This is a genomic window from Deinococcus aquaedulcis (assembly GCF_019693445.1).
Lineage (GTDB): Bacteria > Deinococcota > Deinococci > Deinococcales > Deinococcaceae > Deinococcus > Deinococcus aquaedulcis.
The window spans coordinates 57,203-74,357 of the sequence record NZ_JAHRBL010000018.1 but is presented as its reverse complement, the minus strand read 5'-3'; the positions used below and the strand labels follow the sequence as shown (position 1 = coordinate 74,357).

At 62.5% G+C, this 17,155-nt stretch carries 21 protein-coding genes and 1 tRNA gene; 11 read left to right on the top strand and 11 right to left on the bottom strand.

The window, feature by feature from the left end:
- Window positions 1-95 precede the first annotated feature (95 nt).
- The 4 genes from KMW22_RS16245 to KMW22_RS16230 form a co-directional block, all read right to left on the bottom strand.
- The gene (locus tag KMW22_RS16245; RefSeq protein WP_221091073.1) at window positions 96-704 is read right to left on the bottom strand and encodes a DUF5984 family protein; all 609 of its coding nucleotides are present in this window, start codon (window positions 702-704) and stop codon (window positions 96-98) included.
- Window positions 701-1,918 carry an MFS transporter gene (locus KMW22_RS16240; RefSeq protein WP_221091072.1) on the bottom strand — a complete coding sequence of 406 codons (1,218 nt, stop codon included), beginning with the start codon at window positions 1,916-1,918 and terminating at the stop codon, window positions 701-703. Before KMW22_RS16240 ends, KMW22_RS16245 begins: the two co-directional genes overlap by 4 nt.
- A 184-nt stretch (window positions 1,919-2,102) precedes the next feature.
- Complete coding sequence (locus KMW22_RS16235; RefSeq protein ID WP_328774731.1) at window positions 2,103-2,453, bottom strand: DUF5615 family PIN-like protein; 351 nt, start codon at window positions 2,451-2,453, stop codon at window positions 2,103-2,105.
- Window positions 2,446-2,667 (bottom strand): DUF433 domain-containing protein, encoded by a 222-nt coding sequence (locus KMW22_RS16230; protein ID WP_221091071.1) that lies wholly within the window; start codon window positions 2,665-2,667, stop codon window positions 2,446-2,448. The genes KMW22_RS16235 and KMW22_RS16230 overlap by 8 nt, the downstream gene beginning before the upstream one ends.
- A 123-nt stretch (window positions 2,668-2,790) precedes the next feature.
- On the opposite strand from KMW22_RS16230, the gene carB reads away from it, so the two are divergent.
- The 4 genes from carB (at window position 2,791) to KMW22_RS16210 (ending at window position 8,292) form a co-directional block, all read left to right on the top strand.
- Window positions 2,791-5,865 carry a carbamoyl-phosphate synthase large subunit gene (gene carB / locus KMW22_RS16225; RefSeq protein ID WP_221091070.1) on the top strand — a complete coding sequence of 1,025 codons (3,075 nt, stop codon included), beginning with the start codon at window positions 2,791-2,793 and terminating at the stop codon, window positions 5,863-5,865.
- A gap of 381 nt (window positions 5,866-6,246) precedes the next feature.
- Window positions 6,247-7,083 carry a phosphoribosyltransferase family protein gene (locus KMW22_RS16220; RefSeq protein ID WP_221091069.1) on the top strand — a complete coding sequence of 279 codons (837 nt, stop codon included), beginning with the start codon at window positions 6,247-6,249 and terminating at the stop codon, window positions 7,081-7,083.
- On the top strand, window positions 7,080-7,739 hold the full coding sequence (locus tag KMW22_RS16215; RefSeq protein WP_221091068.1) for a nucleoside/nucleotide kinase family protein: 660 nt from the start codon (window positions 7,080-7,082) through the stop codon (window positions 7,737-7,739). The genes KMW22_RS16220 and KMW22_RS16215 overlap by 4 nt, the downstream gene beginning before the upstream one ends.
- Before the next feature lies 1 nt (window position 7,740).
- Window positions 7,741-8,292: an AAA family ATPase gene (locus KMW22_RS16210; RefSeq protein ID WP_221091067.1), complete on the top strand. Its 552-nt coding sequence runs from the start codon at window positions 7,741-7,743 to the stop codon at window positions 8,290-8,292.
- 86 nt (window positions 8,293-8,378) lie between these two features.
- Here KMW22_RS16210 and KMW22_RS16205 read toward each other — a convergent pair whose 3' ends face one another.
- On the bottom strand, window positions 8,379-8,726 hold the full coding sequence (locus KMW22_RS16205; RefSeq protein ID WP_224607050.1) for a type II toxin-antitoxin system PemK/MazF family toxin: 348 nt from the start codon (window positions 8,724-8,726) through the stop codon (window positions 8,379-8,381).
- Window positions 8,711-8,953: a ribbon-helix-helix domain-containing protein gene (locus KMW22_RS16200; RefSeq protein ID WP_221091066.1), complete on the bottom strand. Its 243-nt coding sequence runs from the start codon at window positions 8,951-8,953 to the stop codon at window positions 8,711-8,713. The genes KMW22_RS16205 and KMW22_RS16200 overlap by 16 nt, the downstream gene beginning before the upstream one ends.
- A 59-nt stretch (window positions 8,954-9,012) precedes the next feature.
- On the opposite strand from KMW22_RS16200, the gene KMW22_RS16195 reads away from it, so the two are divergent.
- The 4 genes from KMW22_RS16195 (at window position 9,013) to KMW22_RS16180 (ending at window position 11,090) form a co-directional block, all read left to right on the top strand.
- Complete coding sequence (locus KMW22_RS16195; RefSeq protein ID WP_221091065.1) at window positions 9,013-9,330, top strand: hypothetical protein; 318 nt, start codon at window positions 9,013-9,015, stop codon at window positions 9,328-9,330.
- 68 nt (window positions 9,331-9,398) lie between these two features.
- Window positions 9,399-9,608: a type II toxin-antitoxin system VapB family antitoxin gene (locus KMW22_RS16190; RefSeq protein WP_221091064.1), complete on the top strand. Its 210-nt coding sequence runs from the start codon at window positions 9,399-9,401 to the stop codon at window positions 9,606-9,608.
- Window positions 9,605-10,012 (top strand): type II toxin-antitoxin system VapC family toxin, encoded by a 408-nt coding sequence (gene vapC, locus KMW22_RS16185; protein WP_221091063.1) that lies wholly within the window; start codon window positions 9,605-9,607, stop codon window positions 10,010-10,012. The genes KMW22_RS16190 and vapC overlap by 4 nt, the downstream gene beginning before the upstream one ends.
- Before the next feature lie 679 nt (window positions 10,013-10,691).
- Complete coding sequence (locus KMW22_RS16180; RefSeq protein ID WP_221091062.1) at window positions 10,692-11,090, top strand: excalibur calcium-binding domain-containing protein; 399 nt, start codon at window positions 10,692-10,694, stop codon at window positions 11,088-11,090.
- 61 nt (window positions 11,091-11,151) lie between these two features.
- Here KMW22_RS16180 and KMW22_RS16175 read toward each other — a convergent pair whose 3' ends face one another.
- From KMW22_RS16175 to KMW22_RS16165, 3 genes are read right to left on the bottom strand one after another with little or no spacing between them, the layout of a single operon-like run.
- Window positions 11,152-12,039, bottom strand: coding sequence for a TAXI family TRAP transporter solute-binding subunit (locus tag KMW22_RS16175; RefSeq protein WP_221091061.1), 888 nt, complete (start codon window positions 12,037-12,039; stop codon window positions 11,152-11,154).
- A gap of 20 nt (window positions 12,040-12,059) precedes the next feature.
- On the bottom strand, window positions 12,060-12,242 hold the full coding sequence (locus KMW22_RS16170; protein ID WP_221091060.1) for a hypothetical protein: 183 nt from the start codon (window positions 12,240-12,242) through the stop codon (window positions 12,060-12,062).
- Window positions 12,239-12,988 carry a hypothetical protein gene (locus KMW22_RS16165; RefSeq protein WP_221091059.1) on the bottom strand — a complete coding sequence of 250 codons (750 nt, stop codon included), beginning with the start codon at window positions 12,986-12,988 and terminating at the stop codon, window positions 12,239-12,241. Before KMW22_RS16165 ends, KMW22_RS16170 begins: the two co-directional genes overlap by 4 nt.
- Before the next feature lie 108 nt (window positions 12,989-13,096).
- On the opposite strand from KMW22_RS16165, the gene KMW22_RS16160 reads away from it, so the two are divergent.
- A tRNA-Ala gene (locus tag KMW22_RS16160) sits at window positions 13,097-13,172 on the top strand.
- A 100-nt stretch (window positions 13,173-13,272) separates the two neighbouring features.
- Here KMW22_RS16160 and KMW22_RS16155 read toward each other — a convergent pair.
- Window positions 13,273-13,749 (bottom strand): GreA/GreB family elongation factor, encoded by a 477-nt coding sequence (locus tag KMW22_RS16155; RefSeq protein WP_221091058.1) that lies wholly within the window; start codon window positions 13,747-13,749, stop codon window positions 13,273-13,275.
- Window positions 13,750-13,893: 144 nt separating this feature from the next.
- Between KMW22_RS16155 and KMW22_RS16150 the strand changes: the two genes are divergently transcribed.
- Together KMW22_RS16150 and KMW22_RS16145 are read left to right on the top strand one after the other, a co-directional pair.
- Window positions 13,894-14,373, top strand: coding sequence for a hypothetical protein (locus KMW22_RS16150; RefSeq protein ID WP_221091057.1), 480 nt, complete (start codon window positions 13,894-13,896; stop codon window positions 14,371-14,373).
- A gap of 76 nt (window positions 14,374-14,449) precedes the next feature.
- Entirely contained in the window at window positions 14,450-15,115 is a 666-nt protein-coding gene (locus tag KMW22_RS16145; RefSeq protein WP_221091056.1) for a winged helix-turn-helix domain-containing protein, read from the top strand.
- Between the two features lie 60 nt (window positions 15,116-15,175).
- On the opposite strand, the gene KMW22_RS16140 is transcribed toward KMW22_RS16145, so the two are convergent.
- A complete protein-coding gene (locus KMW22_RS16140) occupies window positions 15,176-17,008 on the bottom strand; it encodes an acyl-CoA dehydrogenase C-terminal domain-containing protein (RefSeq protein ID WP_221091055.1) in 1,833 nt (610 codons plus the stop codon).
- Window positions 17,009-17,155 lie beyond the last annotated feature (147 nt).

Sequence of the window (17,155 nt, the reverse complement as noted above, 5' to 3'; positions counted from 1 at the left end):
CAACGATCACGCTCGTCGGCGGTTGAGGCTTGGCGTTGACGACGCAGCAGTTCGTCTTCATCTAAGTGCTTCAGAGGAATGATCGCTTTGATACACTAACTATACTTCAAATTTGTATCAGCCTGAAAAGCCGTCACGCTCAGACGCTGCTGGCCCTGGGTTTCTGCCCAGCACAGGTGGCCGTCCACCCGTTTATTTGTCGTGTCCCACGACATTGTGACGGTCTCCCCCTCCCGCCAGAACCGCAGAACCGGCGGCGCCGCCAGATACCCCATATCCAGCACGCGCCCGTTCTCCCAGCCGGTGGCGGTCAACCAGGCGTCCCAGTCTGCCTGCTCATCCGGCCGCGCGTGCTGCCAGGCCGACACCTGCGCTTTCCACCCTGCCCAGGAGCCCGAGGCGAGCACGCTGGCGAGGGCTGGCGGCAGCGGCTCCAGCACGCGCGGCAGTATCTCGTCCAGATCCAGCCACAGGCGCGCCACCTGATAGTCCAGATGCGGCTCCGGGTCTGGCGGCAGGCCAAAAGCGGCGTTCAACGCGGGATGGGTGGTGGGGACATCCCCGTCTGGCGTGGTCAGCCAGAACCACCCGTACGACAGCCAGTACCAGCCGCGCAGGTAGACCTGTGGGTCAAAACCGCCAGCCTCCCAGGCCTGAATCAGGGCGGGCAGGGGCTGTAACCGGAAGCCGAACAGCGGGCTCACCGAAGTTCACCCTTCCCGGCGCGGCTCAGCAGGGCCAGGGTAGGCAGGCGCACCAAGGCCGCCAGGGCCAGCGCCGCGCGCACGCCCCACAGGTTGCCCGCCAGCCCGAACAGCGGCCCGCAGCTTACCTGTCCCAGGGCGTCGGCCTGCGAAGCGAAGGAATTGATGGTGGCGCGCGAGCCACTGGGCAGGCCCTGGTTCAGCCATGCCGAATACAGCGGACTGTACAGGCCGCGCAGCACACCGTGAAGCAGCAGGGCGCCCGCCGCCCACCCAAAACTGGGGGCCAGTGCAAAGGCCAGCAGCGCCGCCACACTCAGGCCCAGCACCACGCGCAGGGTGCGCGCCACCTGCCTGGGCTGGCCCAGGTCCAGACGGCGGCGCAGCGGTTCCAGCACCGCCCACCCCAGCAGCGACCCGGTCAGCGCCAGGGCAATAAACCAGCCCTCGGGGCTCAGCCCGCCCGGCAGGCCGGTTTCGCGCAGCAGCAGAAACTCGTTCAGGCGGTCCAGGGCCTCGGTGCTGGCGCCGTACAGGGCCGCCGCCGCGATCAGCAGGGTCAGCACCGGACGCCCCCGCACCTCGCGCACGCCCTGCACCAGCGGGGCCGTGAGACTGGCCCAGGTGGACCGCTCGCCGGGAGCGGCGCGGGTGAAGCCCTGTTCCGGCATCCGCAGCGCCAGGAACGCCGCCAGCGCCAGCAGCGTGCCCCCGCCCACCACGATGCACAGCGCAGGGCCGCCCAAGGCCGCCAGCCCCGCTGCGCCCAGAATGCCCCCCACCCCGGCCACGCGGGCATATTGCCCGCCCAGCAGCAGGGCGCCGCCCAGCCGGTCCTCGCCCAGTTCGTCGGCCAGCCACGCTTCCTGCGCGCCGCTGAGGCAGGTGTAGCCCAAAGCACTCACCACCTGCGCCGCCAGAATGACGCCGAACACCGGAAACGAGCCCACCAGCAGCATGGCAATACCCAGCGCCGCGCAGCCCAGCACCACTGACCACTTGCGCGAAAAGGCGTCGGCCAGCACGCCCGTGGGGACCTCCAGCAGAAACGCCGACAGTTCCAGCGCCGCGCCCACCAGCAGCAACTGAAAGGGCGTCAGGCCCACCGTTTGAACGAAATACAGCCCTTGCAACGTATACGCCAGGGCAAACGCAGCGGCCATGACGGCCTCTGTGACCAGATAGACCCGCAACGCGCGGGAGGAATGGAGCATAGGTCAACCTCGGGGAGTGAATATTCAGCGTGTCAACGTGAAGCGGCGCGTGACCGGAGGAGGCCCGCAGCAGCGTCTGAAATGGAAGGGGTCAGTTCAGGGTTGACATGGTGAATCACGTCCCGGGGTCGGGATAGGAGGAGCATACCGGCGGCGCGGGGACCGGCGCGATAGGCCAGGTGGCTCAGGATGAAGCGTCTGCAAGTTCTACGACGGGTTCGCCCGCTTCAAGCAGCGCGTGGGCCTGTGCAAAGTGACGTTCAAACACCGTCATCAGGCGCGCCTTGCTGGTATTGCCGCAGGTGACGTACAGCAATTGCGGAGGCGTGCCCAGACGCCGGACCCTTTCCAGAAAATCCGCGTCTTTGGACACCACCACCGCACCTGCCATCCGCGCCGCCTGAAAAATCACCTCGTCTTCCGCATCTCTGTACCCCGGATAACCCACGCTGTAGGCAGCAGCGCCGAATTGAGCCAGGGGGCGAGAGACGGCGGCAACTGGGCGTCCAGCCAGTAGGCCCGCCCGGTCATGCACTCAGGCGAGGATGGTCGATATAACGCGCCGCCCAGAGCAGGGCCGCATAGATGTCCTCACGTTCCAAGTCGGGGTAGTCTTCCAGCACCGTTTCAATGCTCACGCCGGCACCCAGCAGGTCCAGCACGTCGGACACGCGAATCCGCATGCCTCGCAGGCAGGGGCGTCCACCACACTGCAGGGGATTAACTGTGACCCGTTCCAGCAGCGACATGGGTCCAGCATACCGGGCCCGAATGGCGCGGACGGTCACCCCACCACCTGTCCCGCATGCCTGCATAAGTTTGCACCGGGCTTACCTTCCGGCCCCCCAGGCGTGTTACGCTCGTTCTCTGGAATGCCTAAGCGTACTGACCTCCAGACCATCCTGATTCTCGGCAGCGGTCCCATTCAGATTGGGCAGGCGGCCGAGTTCGACTATTCGGGCACGCAGGCGCTGAAGGCGCTCAAGGGGGAGGGCTACCGCGTGGTGCTGGTGAACAGCAACCCCGCGACCATCATGACCGACCCCGATCTGGCCGACGCGACGTACCTGGAGCCGCTGACGCCCGAATTCGTGCGCAAGGTGATTGAAAAGGAGCGCCCCGACGCCCTGCTGCCCACCCTGGGCGGCCAGACGGCGCTGAACCTGGCGATGGACCTGTTCCACAACGGCACGCTGGACGAGTTCGGTGTGGAGCTGATTGGCGCCAACGCGGCGGCCATTAAAAAGGGCGAGGACCGCGAGGAATTCCAGGCCGCCATGAAGAAGATTGGCGTGGAGACCGCCAAGGGCCAGATGGTGCACTCAATGGAAGAGGCCATTGAGTACCAGAAGGAAATTGGCCTGCCCATCGTGATTCGCCCGTCCTTCACGCTGGGCGGCACGGGCGGCGGCATCGCGCACACCTACGAGGAGTTCCTGGCGATCACCGAGGGCGGCCTCCGCGACAGCCCGGTCACGAGTGTGCTGCTCGAAGAATCTATCCTGGGCTGGAAGGAATACGAGCTGGAAGTGATGCGCGACCACGCCGACACGGTGGTGATCATCACCAGCATCGAGAACTTTGACCCGATGGGCGTGCACACGGGCGACTCGATCACTGTGGCCCCAGCCCAGACCCTCAGCGACGTGGAATACCAGCGCCTGCGCGACCAGTCTCTGGCGATCATCCGCGAGATTGGCGTGGACACGGGCGGCAGCAACATCCAGTTTGCGGTGAACCCCAAGGACGGCCGAGTGATCGTCATTGAGATGAACCCGCGCGTGAGCCGCTCCTCGGCGCTGGCGTCCAAGGCCACCGGCTTTCCCATTGCCAAAATTGCCGCGCTGCTGGCGGTGGGCTACCACCTCGACGAGCTGAAAAACGACATCACGCTCTCCACCCCGGCGTCCTTTGAACCCAGCATTGACTACGTGGTGACCAAGATTCCGCGCTTCGCCTTCGAGAAGTTCCCCGGCACGCCCGACGCGCTGGGCACCCAGATGCGCTCTGTGGGCGAGGTGATGGCGATTGGCCGCACCTTCAAGGAGTCGCTGCAAAAGGCGCTGCGCTCCATTGAATCCGACGTGCGCGGCGCCTACGCCGCCATGAGCGACGACGACCTGCGCGGCCTGCTGTACGGCAACCCCCGCCGCCTGGAAGCGGTGCTGGAACTGCTGCGCCGGGGCGAGGACGTAAAGGCGCTGTTTGACGCCACCAAGATTGACCCCTGGTTCCTGTCGCAGCTGAAGGAAATCACGGACGCCGAAAAGGAACTGACCGACCTGGGCCCCATTGCCGAGTGGAAGTACGAAATCTGGCGCGAGGTCAAGCGCCTGGGCTTCAGTGACGCCCGCATTGGCGAAGTGGTGGGCCTGAGCGAGCTGCAGGTGCGCGACCTGCGCAAGGCCGCCAAGGCCACGCCCGTCTACAAAACCGTGGACACCTGCGCCGCCGAGTTCGAGGCCTTTACGCCGTATCACTACTCTACCTACGAGTGGGAGGACGAGGTGCGCGGCACCGACAAGCCCAAGGTCGTGATTCTGGGCAGCGGGCCCAACCGCATCGGGCAGGGCGTGGAGTTCGATTACGCCACCGTGCATGCCGTGTGGGCGCTGCAGGAAGCCGGGTACGAGACCATCATGGTGAACTCGAACCCCGAAACGGTCAGCACCGACTATGACACCGCCGACCGCCTGTACTTCGAGCCGCTGACCTTTGAAGACGTGATGAACATCGTGGAGCACGAGCAGCCCGTGGGCGTGATCGTGCAGCTGGGCGGGCAGACGCCGCTGAAGCTGGCCAAGAAGCTGGCGGATGCAGGCGCCCCCATCATTGGCACCAGCCCCGAAACCATCCATGAAGCGGAGGACCGCGCGTCGTTCAACGCCCTGTGCGAGCGCCTGGGCCTGCCGCAGCCCAGGGGCAAGGTGGCGCAGACCCCGGAGCAGGCCACGCAGCTGGCCGCCGAACTGGGCTTCCCCCTGATGGCCCGCCCCTCCTACGTGCTGGGGGGCCGCGCCATGCGCACGGTGCGCTCCATGGACGAGCTGACCACCTACCTGAACGAGGTGTACGCCGCTGTGGAAGGCCAACCCAGCATTCTGCTGGACCAGTTCTTGGAAGGCGCGCTGGAGCTGGACGTGGACACCCTGTGCGACGGGGAGACCGCCGTGGTCGCCGGCATCATGGAGCATGTGGAGGCCGCTGGGGTGCATTCCGGCGACAGCGCCTGCATCCTGCCGCCCGTGAACCTCTCGCCCGAACTGCTGGCCCGCGTGAAGGCCGACACCGAGCGTCTGGCGCTGGAACTGGGCGTGAAGGGCCTGATGAACGTGCAGTGGGCGGTCAAGGACGACACCGCGTACATCCTGGAAGCCAACCCGCGCGCCAGCCGCACCGTGCCGTTCGTGTCCAAGGCCGTGAACCATCCCCTCGCCAAGAGCGCCGCGCGCATTGCCGTGGGGCACACGCTGGCGCAGATTGGCTTCACGCAAACCCCCACGCCGGGCATGTACTCCGTGAAGGAGGTGCACCTGCCCTTCCTGAAGTTCAAGGGCGTGCTGCCGGTGCTGGGGCCAGAAATGAAGAGCACGGGCGAGAGCATGGGCATTGACGCCGACCCCTACCGCGCCTTTTACCGCGCGCAGATTGGCGCAAAGAACTACCTGCCCACCGAGGGCACGGCGCTGGTTCTGGGCGAGGGGCTGGACGAGGTGGCCCAGACGCTGAGCGCGGCCGGCCTGAATGTGATCCGCGAGCGCAACGGCGACGACCTGCCCGCCCTGCTGATAGACACCACGGGAAGCGAGCTGCTGCGCACTGCCCTGGAACGCGGCGTGCCGATTGTCAGCACGAAAGAAGGCGCCGAGTGGACGGCGAAGGCGATTGCGGAAGCTGTTAAGGCTGGTAGGCTAGAGGTGCAGGCATTGCAGGAGTGGGTGAAGTAGCTAATTCTTCGAAAAGTGAGTGAATCAATTTCTGACAATCTTCTGCCGAGTAAGAGGTAGCATGACATATGGTTGTTTCAAATATACATGATGTTTTCCAACATTATAACTTTCCGCCGTCATTAGATTTTGTTCAGGAGAGCCTTGACGAGATTTCATTCACCGAACTGATGAAGTATGCAAAAACATGGCAGGATGGGTACCCCTCTGAAAACTTGACGATAGATCAATTTCTTTTTTTGGCGTTCTCAATGGAAAATTTACTTACCGATGTTGCCTATTGCGCGCCAGAAGAGCGCAATCGTCTCATTCAAGCAGTAATAAAATCATGTGGCTGCTCTTTAGATCAGTACAGATCTTTCTCCCATATTTGGAATAGTCATGTCTAAGTTATCGCCAACTCAGGAGCTTATCGCGCTTAGCGGTGAATGGCTATTCTTGATCTTCGGCATAATTGCTGGTATATCCACACTACTACTTCTTATGGAAATTTCTGGATTTATGCCGAAGCGGATGTCCAATTTTTTCGCAGAAAGACGCACACGGCAAACTATTGACACCTTAAATTCACTGGGATTCGATACGGATTCGATAAAGAGGGCAAACTATTATGGAAAGAGTGGCTTTATACCCAATTCTCTTGACGAAAAGATTATTCAGGGCGATTTAGATTCACATAAGGTCGAGGGGGAGTTTTGGATCGGAGAGAATGATCAGCAAAAATTCCCTTATTATATTGATCTAATGGGATCCTTGGCTATAGAAGGGAGAGCCTTGCGATATGCCCAAATAATGGTCCAATTTATTAGGAGGCAGACGGAAAATAGGATGTTGCGTAATTTCGAATATGATTTCGTGGCTTGTAGTAAAATGAGCAGTCCTCTTTTGGCTTACGAGATATCTAAGATTTTAAATAAGCCGTTACTACTATATAGCCCTGAAAAGAAATTTAAGTCGCCAAATGACGCCTTAAAAGCAGACTTTGATACAGGGGTTGAAAGTATTTCCGGAAAGCGTGTGATTATCGTGGACGACAGCACAACAGGCGGCAGAAAAGTTATGGATGTTGTAAAAGCCATCCGGAAGCATAACGGGGAGATTTCAGACTGTTTCGTAATTTTTGAGCCTATAGGAAAGAATGCTAGTGACAAACTGCTAACTGAAGAAGTCACACTTCACAGCATTGTCAAAACTCATCTAGAAGGCGGGAAGAAGTGATTATCGCTTTAGAGGGTATCGATGGCAGTGGAAAAGGAACGCAAACTGTGGAGACTGCCAATCTATTAAGGTCCAGAGGCTTTAAGGTCGAAACCCTCGCATTTCCAACTTATAATCGGGGATTATTTGCACAAGAGGTTCAGAGCTATTTAAATGGAGCTTACGGTAATTTGAATTCCATCCCACCGAAACTTATAGCGCTTTTGTACGCTGGGAATAGACTAGAAATGAAAGAGGAAATCATCGAAAAGTCTACAGCTAGTGACTTTCTTATAATTGACCGATACGTGTATTCGAATGCGGCACATCAAGGTGTCAAGCTTAATGGTAGGAATGAAAGAGGAGAGTTCGTGCGTTGGCTTGAGCAGCTAGAGTTCTCTATATATGGCTTGCCACGCGCCGACCTAAATATCCTACTTGACATTACGCCTCTTGCTTCATTCGAAAATGTAGCAAAAAAGGATCCTCGAGACTATACTACATCATCTCACGACTTGCATGAGTCTAATTCTGAGTACTTGTATGACGTCAGCAGACTTTATCATGATATTGCAGTATCAGGAAAATGGCCCATTATTAGAGTAACGGAGGGTCGAAAGATGCGGCCTGTTGATGACATTACTCTTGAAATTCTGAGTTACATCTTCGATCATTAATATGGCGAAGATACTTATAACTGGAACCTTTTCTGCCGGAAAGACCACTCTATTTAATGATTTAATTAAGGAACTCAATCTATCTGGAACGAAGTATACTTATTTATCGGATACCGCAAGAGAGTGTCCTTTTCCGCTTAATAGTAGTCAAACAATAGATACATCAAATTGGCTTTTTGGGAAACAGGTTGAGAGGGAATCACTAGTTACAAATTCTTTTGGAGACGGGCTCATAATATGTGATCGAGGCACACCCGACATTGCAGGACACACAATGTCACTAAATTTAACAGGCTCGAAATACGAAGTCATTATTGCTTGCCTCTCGGAGTGGACGAAGACTTATGATCTGATTTTCTTTGCAGAACGGAACAAACATATAGCCATTCGAGCCGATGGCGTAAGGGAAATCAATACCGAACTTCAGGCTCTGGTCGAAAAGCACATAACCGAATTTCTTGCAAGTTTTCCCAACACAGTTCGACTACCACAAGAAACAAGTGATCGAAAACAGACGATACTTCAACACTTAAGGGTAGCTGGTCTGCTTTAGCTCAAGCCTCTGCTTCGGCGAGGAAAAGAGGGATGAGGGCCGCAAGCGGCGAGGATGGGGGATGGAGTTTCCCGTCCCTTCGATGTTTACAAGGCTAAATGCAGCCGAATCCTGTCGTCCAGTTCCGCCATGAGATCGGCTGGCACTTGCCCAAGCCGTTTCCTCACCCGGCTCAGGGCCACACTGCGAATTTGCTCAACCTGGGCCTTGCTGTCGTGATCTAAACCTGTGCGCTGATTGGGAAGCAACACTTGAAAGTGGTACACGCGCTCAACATTGGTGGTCAGCGGAATCACGGTCACCACAACGTTTTGAGCATTGGCAGCGTTGTTGGTGACAATGACCGCTGGCCTGATGTTGTCTGCTTCGTTCTCCCTCGCCGGAGCGAAATTAACGAGACAGATGTCACCCCGGCGAATCAGCCCTTTGGCCACTGCGCCGCCTCATCGTGCAATCCGTCGCCCGCTTCCAGGTCAACAAATTCGCCAGACTGCGCATAGGCGGCATATTCCTCGGCCAGGAGTTGTTCTTGCAAAGCGCGCAGTCCCAGGGCAATAATCTCGCTCTTACTGGTGCCTGTGCGTTGCTGATACTCGTCCACGAAAGCGGCGAGATGAGGCGGCAAACTTGCAGTGATACGCTGTGCAGATTCGTATGCCATAAGTGCATACTAAATCTCATACGAACGAAGAACTGAGGAGTGGCGTACCTTATCCTCCTATGCCCTACCGCCTGCGCTTTTTCTTCGACACCGGCTCCGGCATCTGCCTGTGGGCGGGTGATCCAGCCACAGAGGCGCGGTACGGGCTGGCCGTGGCCCCCCAGACCCTCCCCCTCCCACCCGAGCTGCTGGCCGAGGCCGAACGGCTGATTGCCCTCTGGGACACCGGCATTGACTGGAACGACCCAGGCGGCCCCTCACCGTGGACAGCCGAGGATACGCGGCGCTTCCAGGCCCAGGCCGAGGCGCTGCTGGACCAGCTGCGGGTGGCCCTGGGGCCAGGATTCATGGTGGTGGACGAGCGGCAGCGGGCTTAAAACCACCGACCAACCCGAACCGCACTGGCATCACCCAGTCCACACAAGGGCGTGTGTAGACTCATCTCATGGCGACGAATCTGCACATTGACCCGGACTTGCTGGAGCGGGCCCAGGCCATCGGCGGCCACCGCACCAAGCGCGAAACCGTGAATGAAGCCCTGGCTGAGTACATTGCCCACCGGGAACAGTTGAAGGTGCTGCAGCTGTTCGGCACCGTGGCCGCAGAGGACATGCGGACGGACGAGGAACAGCGGGCGCAGCGCAAACGGGCATGAGTGGCCTGGTGATTGTGGACAGCGATGTCTGGTCTGAGGCCTTTCGCAGGCAGGTCGGCGAGCCTTCGCCCGAGCGCCTCTTGCTGGCTGACCTGATCCGCGAACGCCGCGTGCAGATGCTGGGGCAGATTCGTCAGGAGGTGTTGCAGGGCATCCGGGCACAGGCGCACTTCGAGCGGATTCGGGATGCCCTGCGTGCCTTTCCCGATCGCCTGCCGTCCAGCCAGGACCATGAGCGGGCAGCGGAATACTTCAACCTGTGCCGCAGTCGGGGGATTCAGGGCAGCACAGCGGATTTTCTGATCTGCGCCTGTGCGGTGGCCTGGGGCCTGCCCGTGCTCACCCGGGATCGAGACTTCGGGCGCTATGCCGAACATCTGCCCCTTCAACTGGTGCGCGCATAAGGCATGCTGGACATGCGCCGGAGACGGAGAGCACTGTGACTGGCAGCAACCGGGAAGCCAACTGGGCTGGGCGCCGCAGCAATGTTGGGCTGAGGTGGAATGCCTGCGTACCCAGAGCTGCCCCGGCGGGGCATGCCTAGGAATGCATGGGGCAGGAGCGCCAGCCCAACGCCACAAAGACGGCCGAGGACCAGTGACCCATGAGCATCACTGCTGAGATCCACGCGGAATACAGCTTGAACGGTGGCCAGACATGGTGGCCGGTCGCCTCATTTGAAGTCGGCTCTGGGAGAAGGCTGTCCTTGGCATTGCGGGGTGCCGGTCTGGCGGACCGGGGACTGCCGCCCAACACATTTGAATCACTTCAGGACCGCTATGCCGAGCAATATGCCGCCTTTCCACAGGAAATATTTGGCGCCACATGGCTTAGCAGCACAGAGCTCGTGAACCTCATGGACGCTCGCCTCTGGCTCAGCGCAGAAGACCTTGAGCGCGTCCCGCCCCATGCCCACGAGGACTATGCCGAAACAGACACAGTGGCGGCTGGTCAGCATTTGCCCAGGTGCACGAGGCAAACGGGCACCCCGTCCGCTTTGTCCTGTGGTTCGCATGGTGAGGCCACGACGCCTTTCAACCTCCCTTCACCCGCCGTCAGCTAACGGGTGCCAAGCTGCCGGGCATGAAGAACACCATTCGGGCTTCGGCCCTGGCTCTGGCGCTGCTGGGCGCGGCGCAGGCCGCCACCGCCGTCACCACCACCACCGCCAACCTGCGCCGCGCGCCGTCCATGTCGGGCGCCGTGGTGGCGGTGGTGCCCCAGGGCCGCCTGCTGACGGTGGCCTGCCAGGGCAGCTGGTGCCGCACGACGTACCAGGGCCGGGGCGGGTACATGGCGCGCAGCCTCCTGCGCCCGGTGACGCGCAGTGCGCCACTGGCCGGTCAGGGCACCCGCTTTTTTGCCTCCTGTCAGGCCATGCGCCGGGCTGGGGTGGCCCCACTGCGCATAGGCAACGTGGGCTACCGCGTGGGCCTGGACCAGAACCGCAACGGCTGGGCCTGCGAGCTGGGCGAGCGGTAAGACCGGCAGCACCCAAAGGCGGAGGGGCGGAGGTGTAATCTCCGCCCCTCTGCCTTTGCCCTTACTTGTACTGCGGCCAGGGCCAAGTTTTAAACGTCACTTCCTGCCATTTGGGGTGCATGCCCTCGTCTTCTTGCAGGTTCACCAGTTTGCTCATGGCGCACTTCTGGTATTTCAACAGCAGGTCCTTTTTCTCGGGGGTTTTAAAGTCGCGGGTGGCCAGCACGCTCTGCACGGCCACGGTGGGCACGCTGCCCGCGCCCAGGGTGGGGTACAGTAGCTTGGCGCTGGTGTAAATGCCCTGCAGGGCGGGCGTGTACGGCACCGGAATCAGGTTCACGCCGCTGAGATCCTTGACCCAGGTGGCGGGCTGCCCCACCACGGCCAGCACCGCGTCGGCCTGGTTGGCGCGCAGCAGGGCAAAGGCGGAGTCGCGGTCCTTGACCGACAGCACCGCAAAAGGCACGCCCAGCTTGGCACTCAGCACCCGGGCTGTAATGATGCTGCCGCCCCAGGCCGCCACGCGCTTGCCCTTCAGGTCGTTGAAGGTGCCCACGCCCGTGGTGGTCACGCGCCCCAGCAGGTCGCGCTTCTGCACCACCGGCTTGGCAAAGAGGTGCACCTCTTCGCTGTGCAGCGGCAGCAGGGCCTTGATGTTCTGAACCCGTGTGTCCCCGTCAATCTGCTGTTTGGCCTTCAGCACATCGCTCTGCACAAAGGCCAGCGAGACCTCGTTGCCCAGCAGCAGGTCAATGTTCTCCAGGCTGCCGCTGGTGCCGCGTTCTTTCAGGTAGGCGCTCTGGGTGCACACCTTGCCAATGTTCTTGAACATGGTGGAGTAGGTGCCCGTTGAGCTGCCCGTCGCCACATTCAGAAAGGTGGGCGTGGCGGCCCCGCTCAGGGGGGCGCACAGCAGCAGGGTGGCCAGAGACAGCAGGCGTCGCTTCATAGGAACTCCTGAAAAGGGGGTTATTTGAGGCCGCCGTAGCCGCCCGGGTCCTGCGGGGTGGCCGGGGCCGAGGTGGCTGGGGTGGCCGCTGGCCCAGCGGGGGGGCTGCCGGCGGTGGCGCCGCGCTGGTCCAGCACGATCACCACGCCGCACACCACCAGAATCAGGGCCAGCAGGGCGCCAATGCGCGCGGCGCGGTTCATGCGCCCGCCCGCTTGGTGCGGGTTTCCTCACCCGCCGCCAGCGCCTGATCCAGCAGCGCGGCGTTGCGTCCGGCGCGGCGGGCAATCTCGGAGAGGGCACTTTCGGTCACGTGGCGGTCCTCGGCGCTCAGCTTGGCCTGCTGCAGGGCGGTGGCCACATTGCCCTTGGCCTGGGCCAGCTGGGTGTCAATACGCGCCTTTTTGATCTGGCGGTCGAATTCGGCCAGATCGGCGCGCAGGTCGGTCAGGTGGGTCTGGGCCCGGGCAAAAGCGTCGCGGCTCACCTGCAGGTCGCCCTCCCAGCGCGCGATGTCCGCAGCGTCCATGTCGGCGCGGTTGCTCTCAATCAGGCGCCGGAAGTCTTCCAGATGCCCGTTGGCCTCCTGCAGCTGCTGGGCTTTCACGCCAATCAGCTGCTCAAACTGCTTGCGCTGCACAATCAGGGTTTCCAGGGGCATGGCGCGCGCCACGCCCTCCTTGGCGCGCACCCGCCCGGCATTCAGCGCCAGGATCAGGGCCGGCATCAGGAAAACCACGGCCAGAATGGCGACCAGAAAGGCCCACAGCGTCACGGTGGTCAGCGCCACGTTGAACAGCGCCATCGCCGCGCCGCCCAGAGCCGCCAGCGCCAGCACTCCGCCGCCCGTCACCAGGGCGAGTTTGCCTGCGGTCACCGGCCGCCCGGCCGGGGCCTGCGAGTTGGGCCGCAGTGGGGTAACGCTCTCGTCCCGGAAGGGCTGGCTCATATCCCTCTTATACGCCCAATGGCGCCCCGACGTTGCGCCCGTTGCGGCCCACGCAGGTGGCTTTACAAGCTGGCTGCGGGAATGCTACCTTTCCTGAGCCCGAAATTCGGGGCTGTGGCGCAGTTGGGAGCGCGTCTGAATGGCATTCAGAAGGTCAGGGGTTCGAATCCCCTCAGCTCCACCAGAAGACCCCCGGAAGGATGATTCCTCCGGGGGTCTTTTTTGCCGTGCCTCCGCCAGGAAGGGGCACCCTTCTCTCTGCGTACCTGCGCTGAGCATCACCATCAACTGTCCAGGCTCAGCACCCGGTAGGTGGCACTTCGTGGCCCCAGGTTCACCGTGAAGGCCTCGCCCACCCGGCGCCCCAGCAGGGCCTGCCCCACCGGGCTCTCGGTGCTCACCCGTGGCCGCTCGCCCGCCACCGCCGAAGCCTCTAGGGGTGCCACCAGTTGCAAGCGCCGTTCGCGCCCGGACGCCACGTCCTGCAAGGTCACCAGGCTGCCCAGCTGGGCGGTATTGGGGGCGCCGGGGGCAGGCGCCAGCACGGTGGCCTGCGCCAGACTGTCTTCCAGCGCGGCAATGCGCTCCTGCAGGGCCAGCAGGTCCTGCTGCGCGGCGCTGAGGCCCAGGTTCTCGTTGTCGTTGGCGCTCATTTGCTCCTGCACCACGCGGCGGGCTTCTTCCAAGCGGGCGTACTCCTGCTGCAACAGGCGCTGCAGGCGCTCGTGGCCTTCCGGGGTGAGTTGGGTGGTGTGGGGCATGGGCACCTCTGGGTGGGGCGTGGGCGCAGTGTGCCACGGGGGCCAGGGGCAGGTGGGCTGCATGAAGACCCTGGCAAGCGCAGCTTCAGCCCCCTGCAAGTTCGGTTCATCTGGGCCGGGCACCCAACCCGCCAGACTGGCCGCATGACCCGACGTCGCACATCTGTTCTGCTGGCCGGCGCGCTGCTGGTGGCGGCCCCGACCCAGCAGGCGCAGGCCACCGTGGCCGAAAAAGCCAAGTTCGTCTTTCACCTGGGCGCGGCGTACTACGCCTTCAACACCTGGGTCTGGAAGCCCTACCGCCAGTACAAATTTCAGGTGGGCGCACCTGGGCAGCGCGCCAATATCGTCAAGGCCGGGCTGGCGCTGGCCTTTGCGGCCTATCAGGTGAACGCCGCCGTCAAGATGACGCGCAACACCAAAGACCCTTTCCTGAACAAGATTGGTTCCCTGCTGCCCGGCTTCGGGCAATCCCTGGGCGCCGTGGGCCGTGACCTGCAGCGGGGCCGCTTCAACGAGGCCGGCCTTCATGACCTCAACCGCCGCATGAACACGCTGCTGAACACCGCCCAGGATCAGGGGCAGCCCATCCGCCCCGTGGCGGTGCCGATTCCGGGCCTTTAAGGACACAGGAACCAGACCGGCCACATTTCAGCCCTGCCCCTGGCCCACTGAAACGCGGCCCTTCACACTGCCGGGCATGACCCCACAGGCGTCCCTGCAGATCACCGATCCCTCAGCGGCCCGCGCGCTGCACCAGCATCACGCTTTTCTGGGCCTGTTCGTGCAGCCGCAGTCGCCCAGTGAGGTGGCGGTACGGGCTGGCATGGCGGCCAACCTCGTGCACCACCACGCCCGGCGCCTGACGGATTGCGGGCTGCTGTTCGAGCAGCGGCGCGAAGGTGGACGGGTGTACTTTCAGCTGGCGGCCCGCGAATTTCGCGTCCCCATGACGCTGCTGCCGCCCGGCGACGCGCAAGGCAACGGCACCGCTGACCTGCAGGATTTGAGCGGTGGCTTCCTGCGCGCCTACGAGCGGTCCTGGGCCCTGGTCCATGACGGCGAGGAGGATGTGTACGGCTTTGGGGATGCCCACCATCCGGCCCCGCCCATGACCCCGCCCGACGCGCCCAGCCCCGAGGGCCACCCGGCCCATCTGGACCGCCTGACGCTGCACCTGAGCCCACAGCGATACCGGCAGCTGGCCCGCGCCCTGAGCGCCCTGCTGGAGGAAGCCCAGGCGGAAGGCCACAGCGCCGGCGGGGTGCCCTGCACCCTGGCCGTGCTGGCTTTCCGCGCCGAGGACACGCCCCACCGCAGCCTGTCGCGTGCCGTGAACAGCTTTCTGGGCGCTGACCCAGCCTGACGCCCGGCCCAAGAAAAGGGGCCCGCCACAATGGACAGGCCCCGAAGATTTGGTTGCGGCTTACGCGCCGACGAGCTGCTTGTCCAGGCCGAACACGCGGTCGTCCACGGCCAGGGTTTCGTTGCCGGCCTTGATGGTGGTGGCCAGCGTCTTGATCTCGGGGAACAGCTTAGCGAAGTAGAACCGGGCCGTCTGCACCTTGGCAAGGTAGAAGCCGTCCTTGTCCTGACCGGCATCAATCTTGTCCTGGGCGATCTTGGCCATGCGGGCCCACAGGTAGCCGTACACCACGTGGCCGAAGAAGCGCAGGTAGTCCACCGCAGCGGCGTTCACCTCGTCGGCGCCGCCCTCCTGCATGGCCTTCTGGCCCACAACCATCGTCAGCGAGCCCAGCTGCTGCGCGGCCTTGCCCAGCTGCGACACGTACTCGCCGATGGCCTCGTCGTCCTCGTGCTCTTCCACAAAGGCCTGGAGGGTGCCGGCCAGCTTCTGCAGCTTCTTGCCGCCGTCCATCAGCACCTTGCGGCCCAGCAGGTCCAGCGCCTGAATGCCGTTGGTGCCCTCGTAGATCTGGCCAATGCGGGCGTCACGGACGAACTGCTCCATGCCCCACTCCTGGATGTAGCCGTGGCCGCCGAAGACCTGCTGGCTCTGCACCGCCACGTTGAAGCCGTTGTCGGTCATGAAGGCCTTGGCGATGGGGGTCAGCAGGGCCACCAGATCGGCGGCTTCCTTGCGCTTGGCCTCGTCGGGGTGGTGGTGCTCGGTATCCAGGCTCAGGGCCAGCCACATGGCCATGGCGCGGCCAGCTTCGCTGTAAGCCTTGCCGGTCAGCAGCATGCGGCGCACGTCGGGGTGCACGATGATGGGGTCGGCCTGCTCGCTGGGGTTCACGCGGGGCTCGTGGCGCATCTGGGTGCGGTCCTTGGCGTAGGCCAGGGCGTTCTGGTAGGCCACCTCGCCCAGGCCCAGGCCCTGCAGACCGGTGCCCAGTCGCGCGGCGTTCATCATGATGAACATGTGGTTCATGCCCTTGTTCACTTCGCCGACCAGCCAGCCCTTGGCCCCGTCGAAGTTCAGAACGGCCGTGGCATTGCCGTGAATGCCCATCTTGTGTTCCAGGCTGCCGCACACCACGCCGTTGCGCTGGCCCACGCGGCCATCGGCGGTCGGGATGAACTTGGGCACCAGGAACAGCGAGATGCCCTTGGTGCCCTCGGGGCTGCCGTCCAGACGGGCCAGCACGAGGTGCACGATGTTCTCGGCCATGTCGTGTTCACCTGCCGAGATGAAGATCTTGGTGCCGGTGATGCTGTAGGAGCCGTCGCCGTTGTCGGCGGCCTTGGTGCGGATCATGCCCAGGTCGGTGCCGGCGTGGGGCTCGGTGAGGCACATGGTGCCAGTCCACTCGCCCGAAACGATCTTGGGCAGGTACAGGTTCTTCAGCTCGTCGCTGCCCACAGCATGCAGGGCGGAGTAGGCGCCGTGTGACAGGCCGGGGTACATGGCCCAGGCCACGTTCGCGGAGTTCATCATCTCGACCAGCACGTTGCTGATCAGGTGAGGCATGCCCTGGCCGCCGTAGTTGGGGTCGGCGTCCAGCGCGGACCAGCCCGCCTGGGTGTACTTCTGGTACGCGGCCTTGAAGCCGGTGGGGGTGGTCACGTCGCCGTTCTCGTGGCGGGTGCAGCCTTCCTTGTCGCCCACAGCGTTCAGGGGCACCAGTTCGCTTTCCACGAAGCGCGCGGCCTCGTCCAGCACCTGGCTCAGCAGATCGGCGTCGGCCGTCTCGTTCTGGGCGTAGTAGGGCATCTGGGCCAGCTGGCCGGGGGCGTCCAGCAGCTCGTTCATCAGGAACTTGATGTCGCGCAGGGGGGCTTTGTAGGTGGGCATAGTTGGTGTCCTCCGTGTGTGGGGTTTCGCCCCTGGGGGACGCCACCCGGCACTGTTAGTTGAACCGAGTATAAAACGTTCCGGGGCGAATGTCATGTGAGGTGGGCTGCTGTCTCGCCGTGGCCCTCTCCCCAGCCGGGCAGAGCG

Coding starts and splice junctions, on each gene's coding strand:
- KMW22_RS16240 (WP_221091072.1), bottom strand. CDS start 1,918: ATGCTCCATTCCTCCCGCGCGTTGCGGGTCTATCTGGTCACAGAGGCC.
- KMW22_RS16230 (WP_221091071.1), bottom strand. CDS start 2,667: ATGTCGCTGCTGGAACGGGTCACAGTTAATCCCCTGCAGTGTGGTGGA.
- carB (WP_221091070.1), top strand. CDS start 2,791: ATGCCTAAGCGTACTGACCTCCAGACCATCCTGATTCTCGGCAGCGGT.
- KMW22_RS16220 (WP_221091069.1), top strand. CDS start 6,247: ATGTCTAAGTTATCGCCAACTCAGGAGCTTATCGCGCTTAGCGGTGAA.
- KMW22_RS16210 (WP_221091067.1), top strand. CDS start 7,741: ATGGCGAAGATACTTATAACTGGAACCTTTTCTGCCGGAAAGACCACT.
- KMW22_RS16200 (WP_221091066.1), bottom strand. CDS start 8,953: ATGGCATACGAATCTGCACAGCGTATCACTGCAAGTTTGCCGCCTCAT.
- KMW22_RS16195 (WP_221091065.1), top strand. CDS start 9,013: ATGCCCTACCGCCTGCGCTTTTTCTTCGACACCGGCTCCGGCATCTGC.
- KMW22_RS16190 (WP_221091064.1), top strand. CDS start 9,399: ATGGCGACGAATCTGCACATTGACCCGGACTTGCTGGAGCGGGCCCAG.
- vapC (WP_221091063.1), top strand. CDS start 9,605: ATGAGTGGCCTGGTGATTGTGGACAGCGATGTCTGGTCTGAGGCCTTT.
- KMW22_RS16180 (WP_221091062.1), top strand. CDS start 10,692: ATGAAGAACACCATTCGGGCTTCGGCCCTGGCTCTGGCGCTGCTGGGC.
- KMW22_RS16175 (WP_221091061.1), bottom strand. CDS start 12,039: ATGAAGCGACGCCTGCTGTCTCTGGCCACCCTGCTGCTGTGCGCCCCC.
- KMW22_RS16170 (WP_221091060.1), bottom strand. CDS start 12,242: ATGAACCGCGCCGCGCGCATTGGCGCCCTGCTGGCCCTGATTCTGGTG.
- KMW22_RS16165 (WP_221091059.1), bottom strand. CDS start 12,988: ATGAGCCAGCCCTTCCGGGACGAGAGCGTTACCCCACTGCGGCCCAAC.
- KMW22_RS16155 (WP_221091058.1), bottom strand. CDS start 13,749: ATGCCCCACACCACCCAACTCACCCCGGAAGGCCACGAGCGCCTGCAG.
- KMW22_RS16150 (WP_221091057.1), top strand. CDS start 13,894: ATGACCCGACGTCGCACATCTGTTCTGCTGGCCGGCGCGCTGCTGGTG.
- KMW22_RS16145 (WP_221091056.1), top strand. CDS start 14,450: ATGACCCCACAGGCGTCCCTGCAGATCACCGATCCCTCAGCGGCCCGC.
- KMW22_RS16140 (WP_221091055.1), bottom strand. CDS start 17,008: ATGCCCACCTACAAAGCCCCCCTGCGCGACATCAAGTTCCTGATGAAC.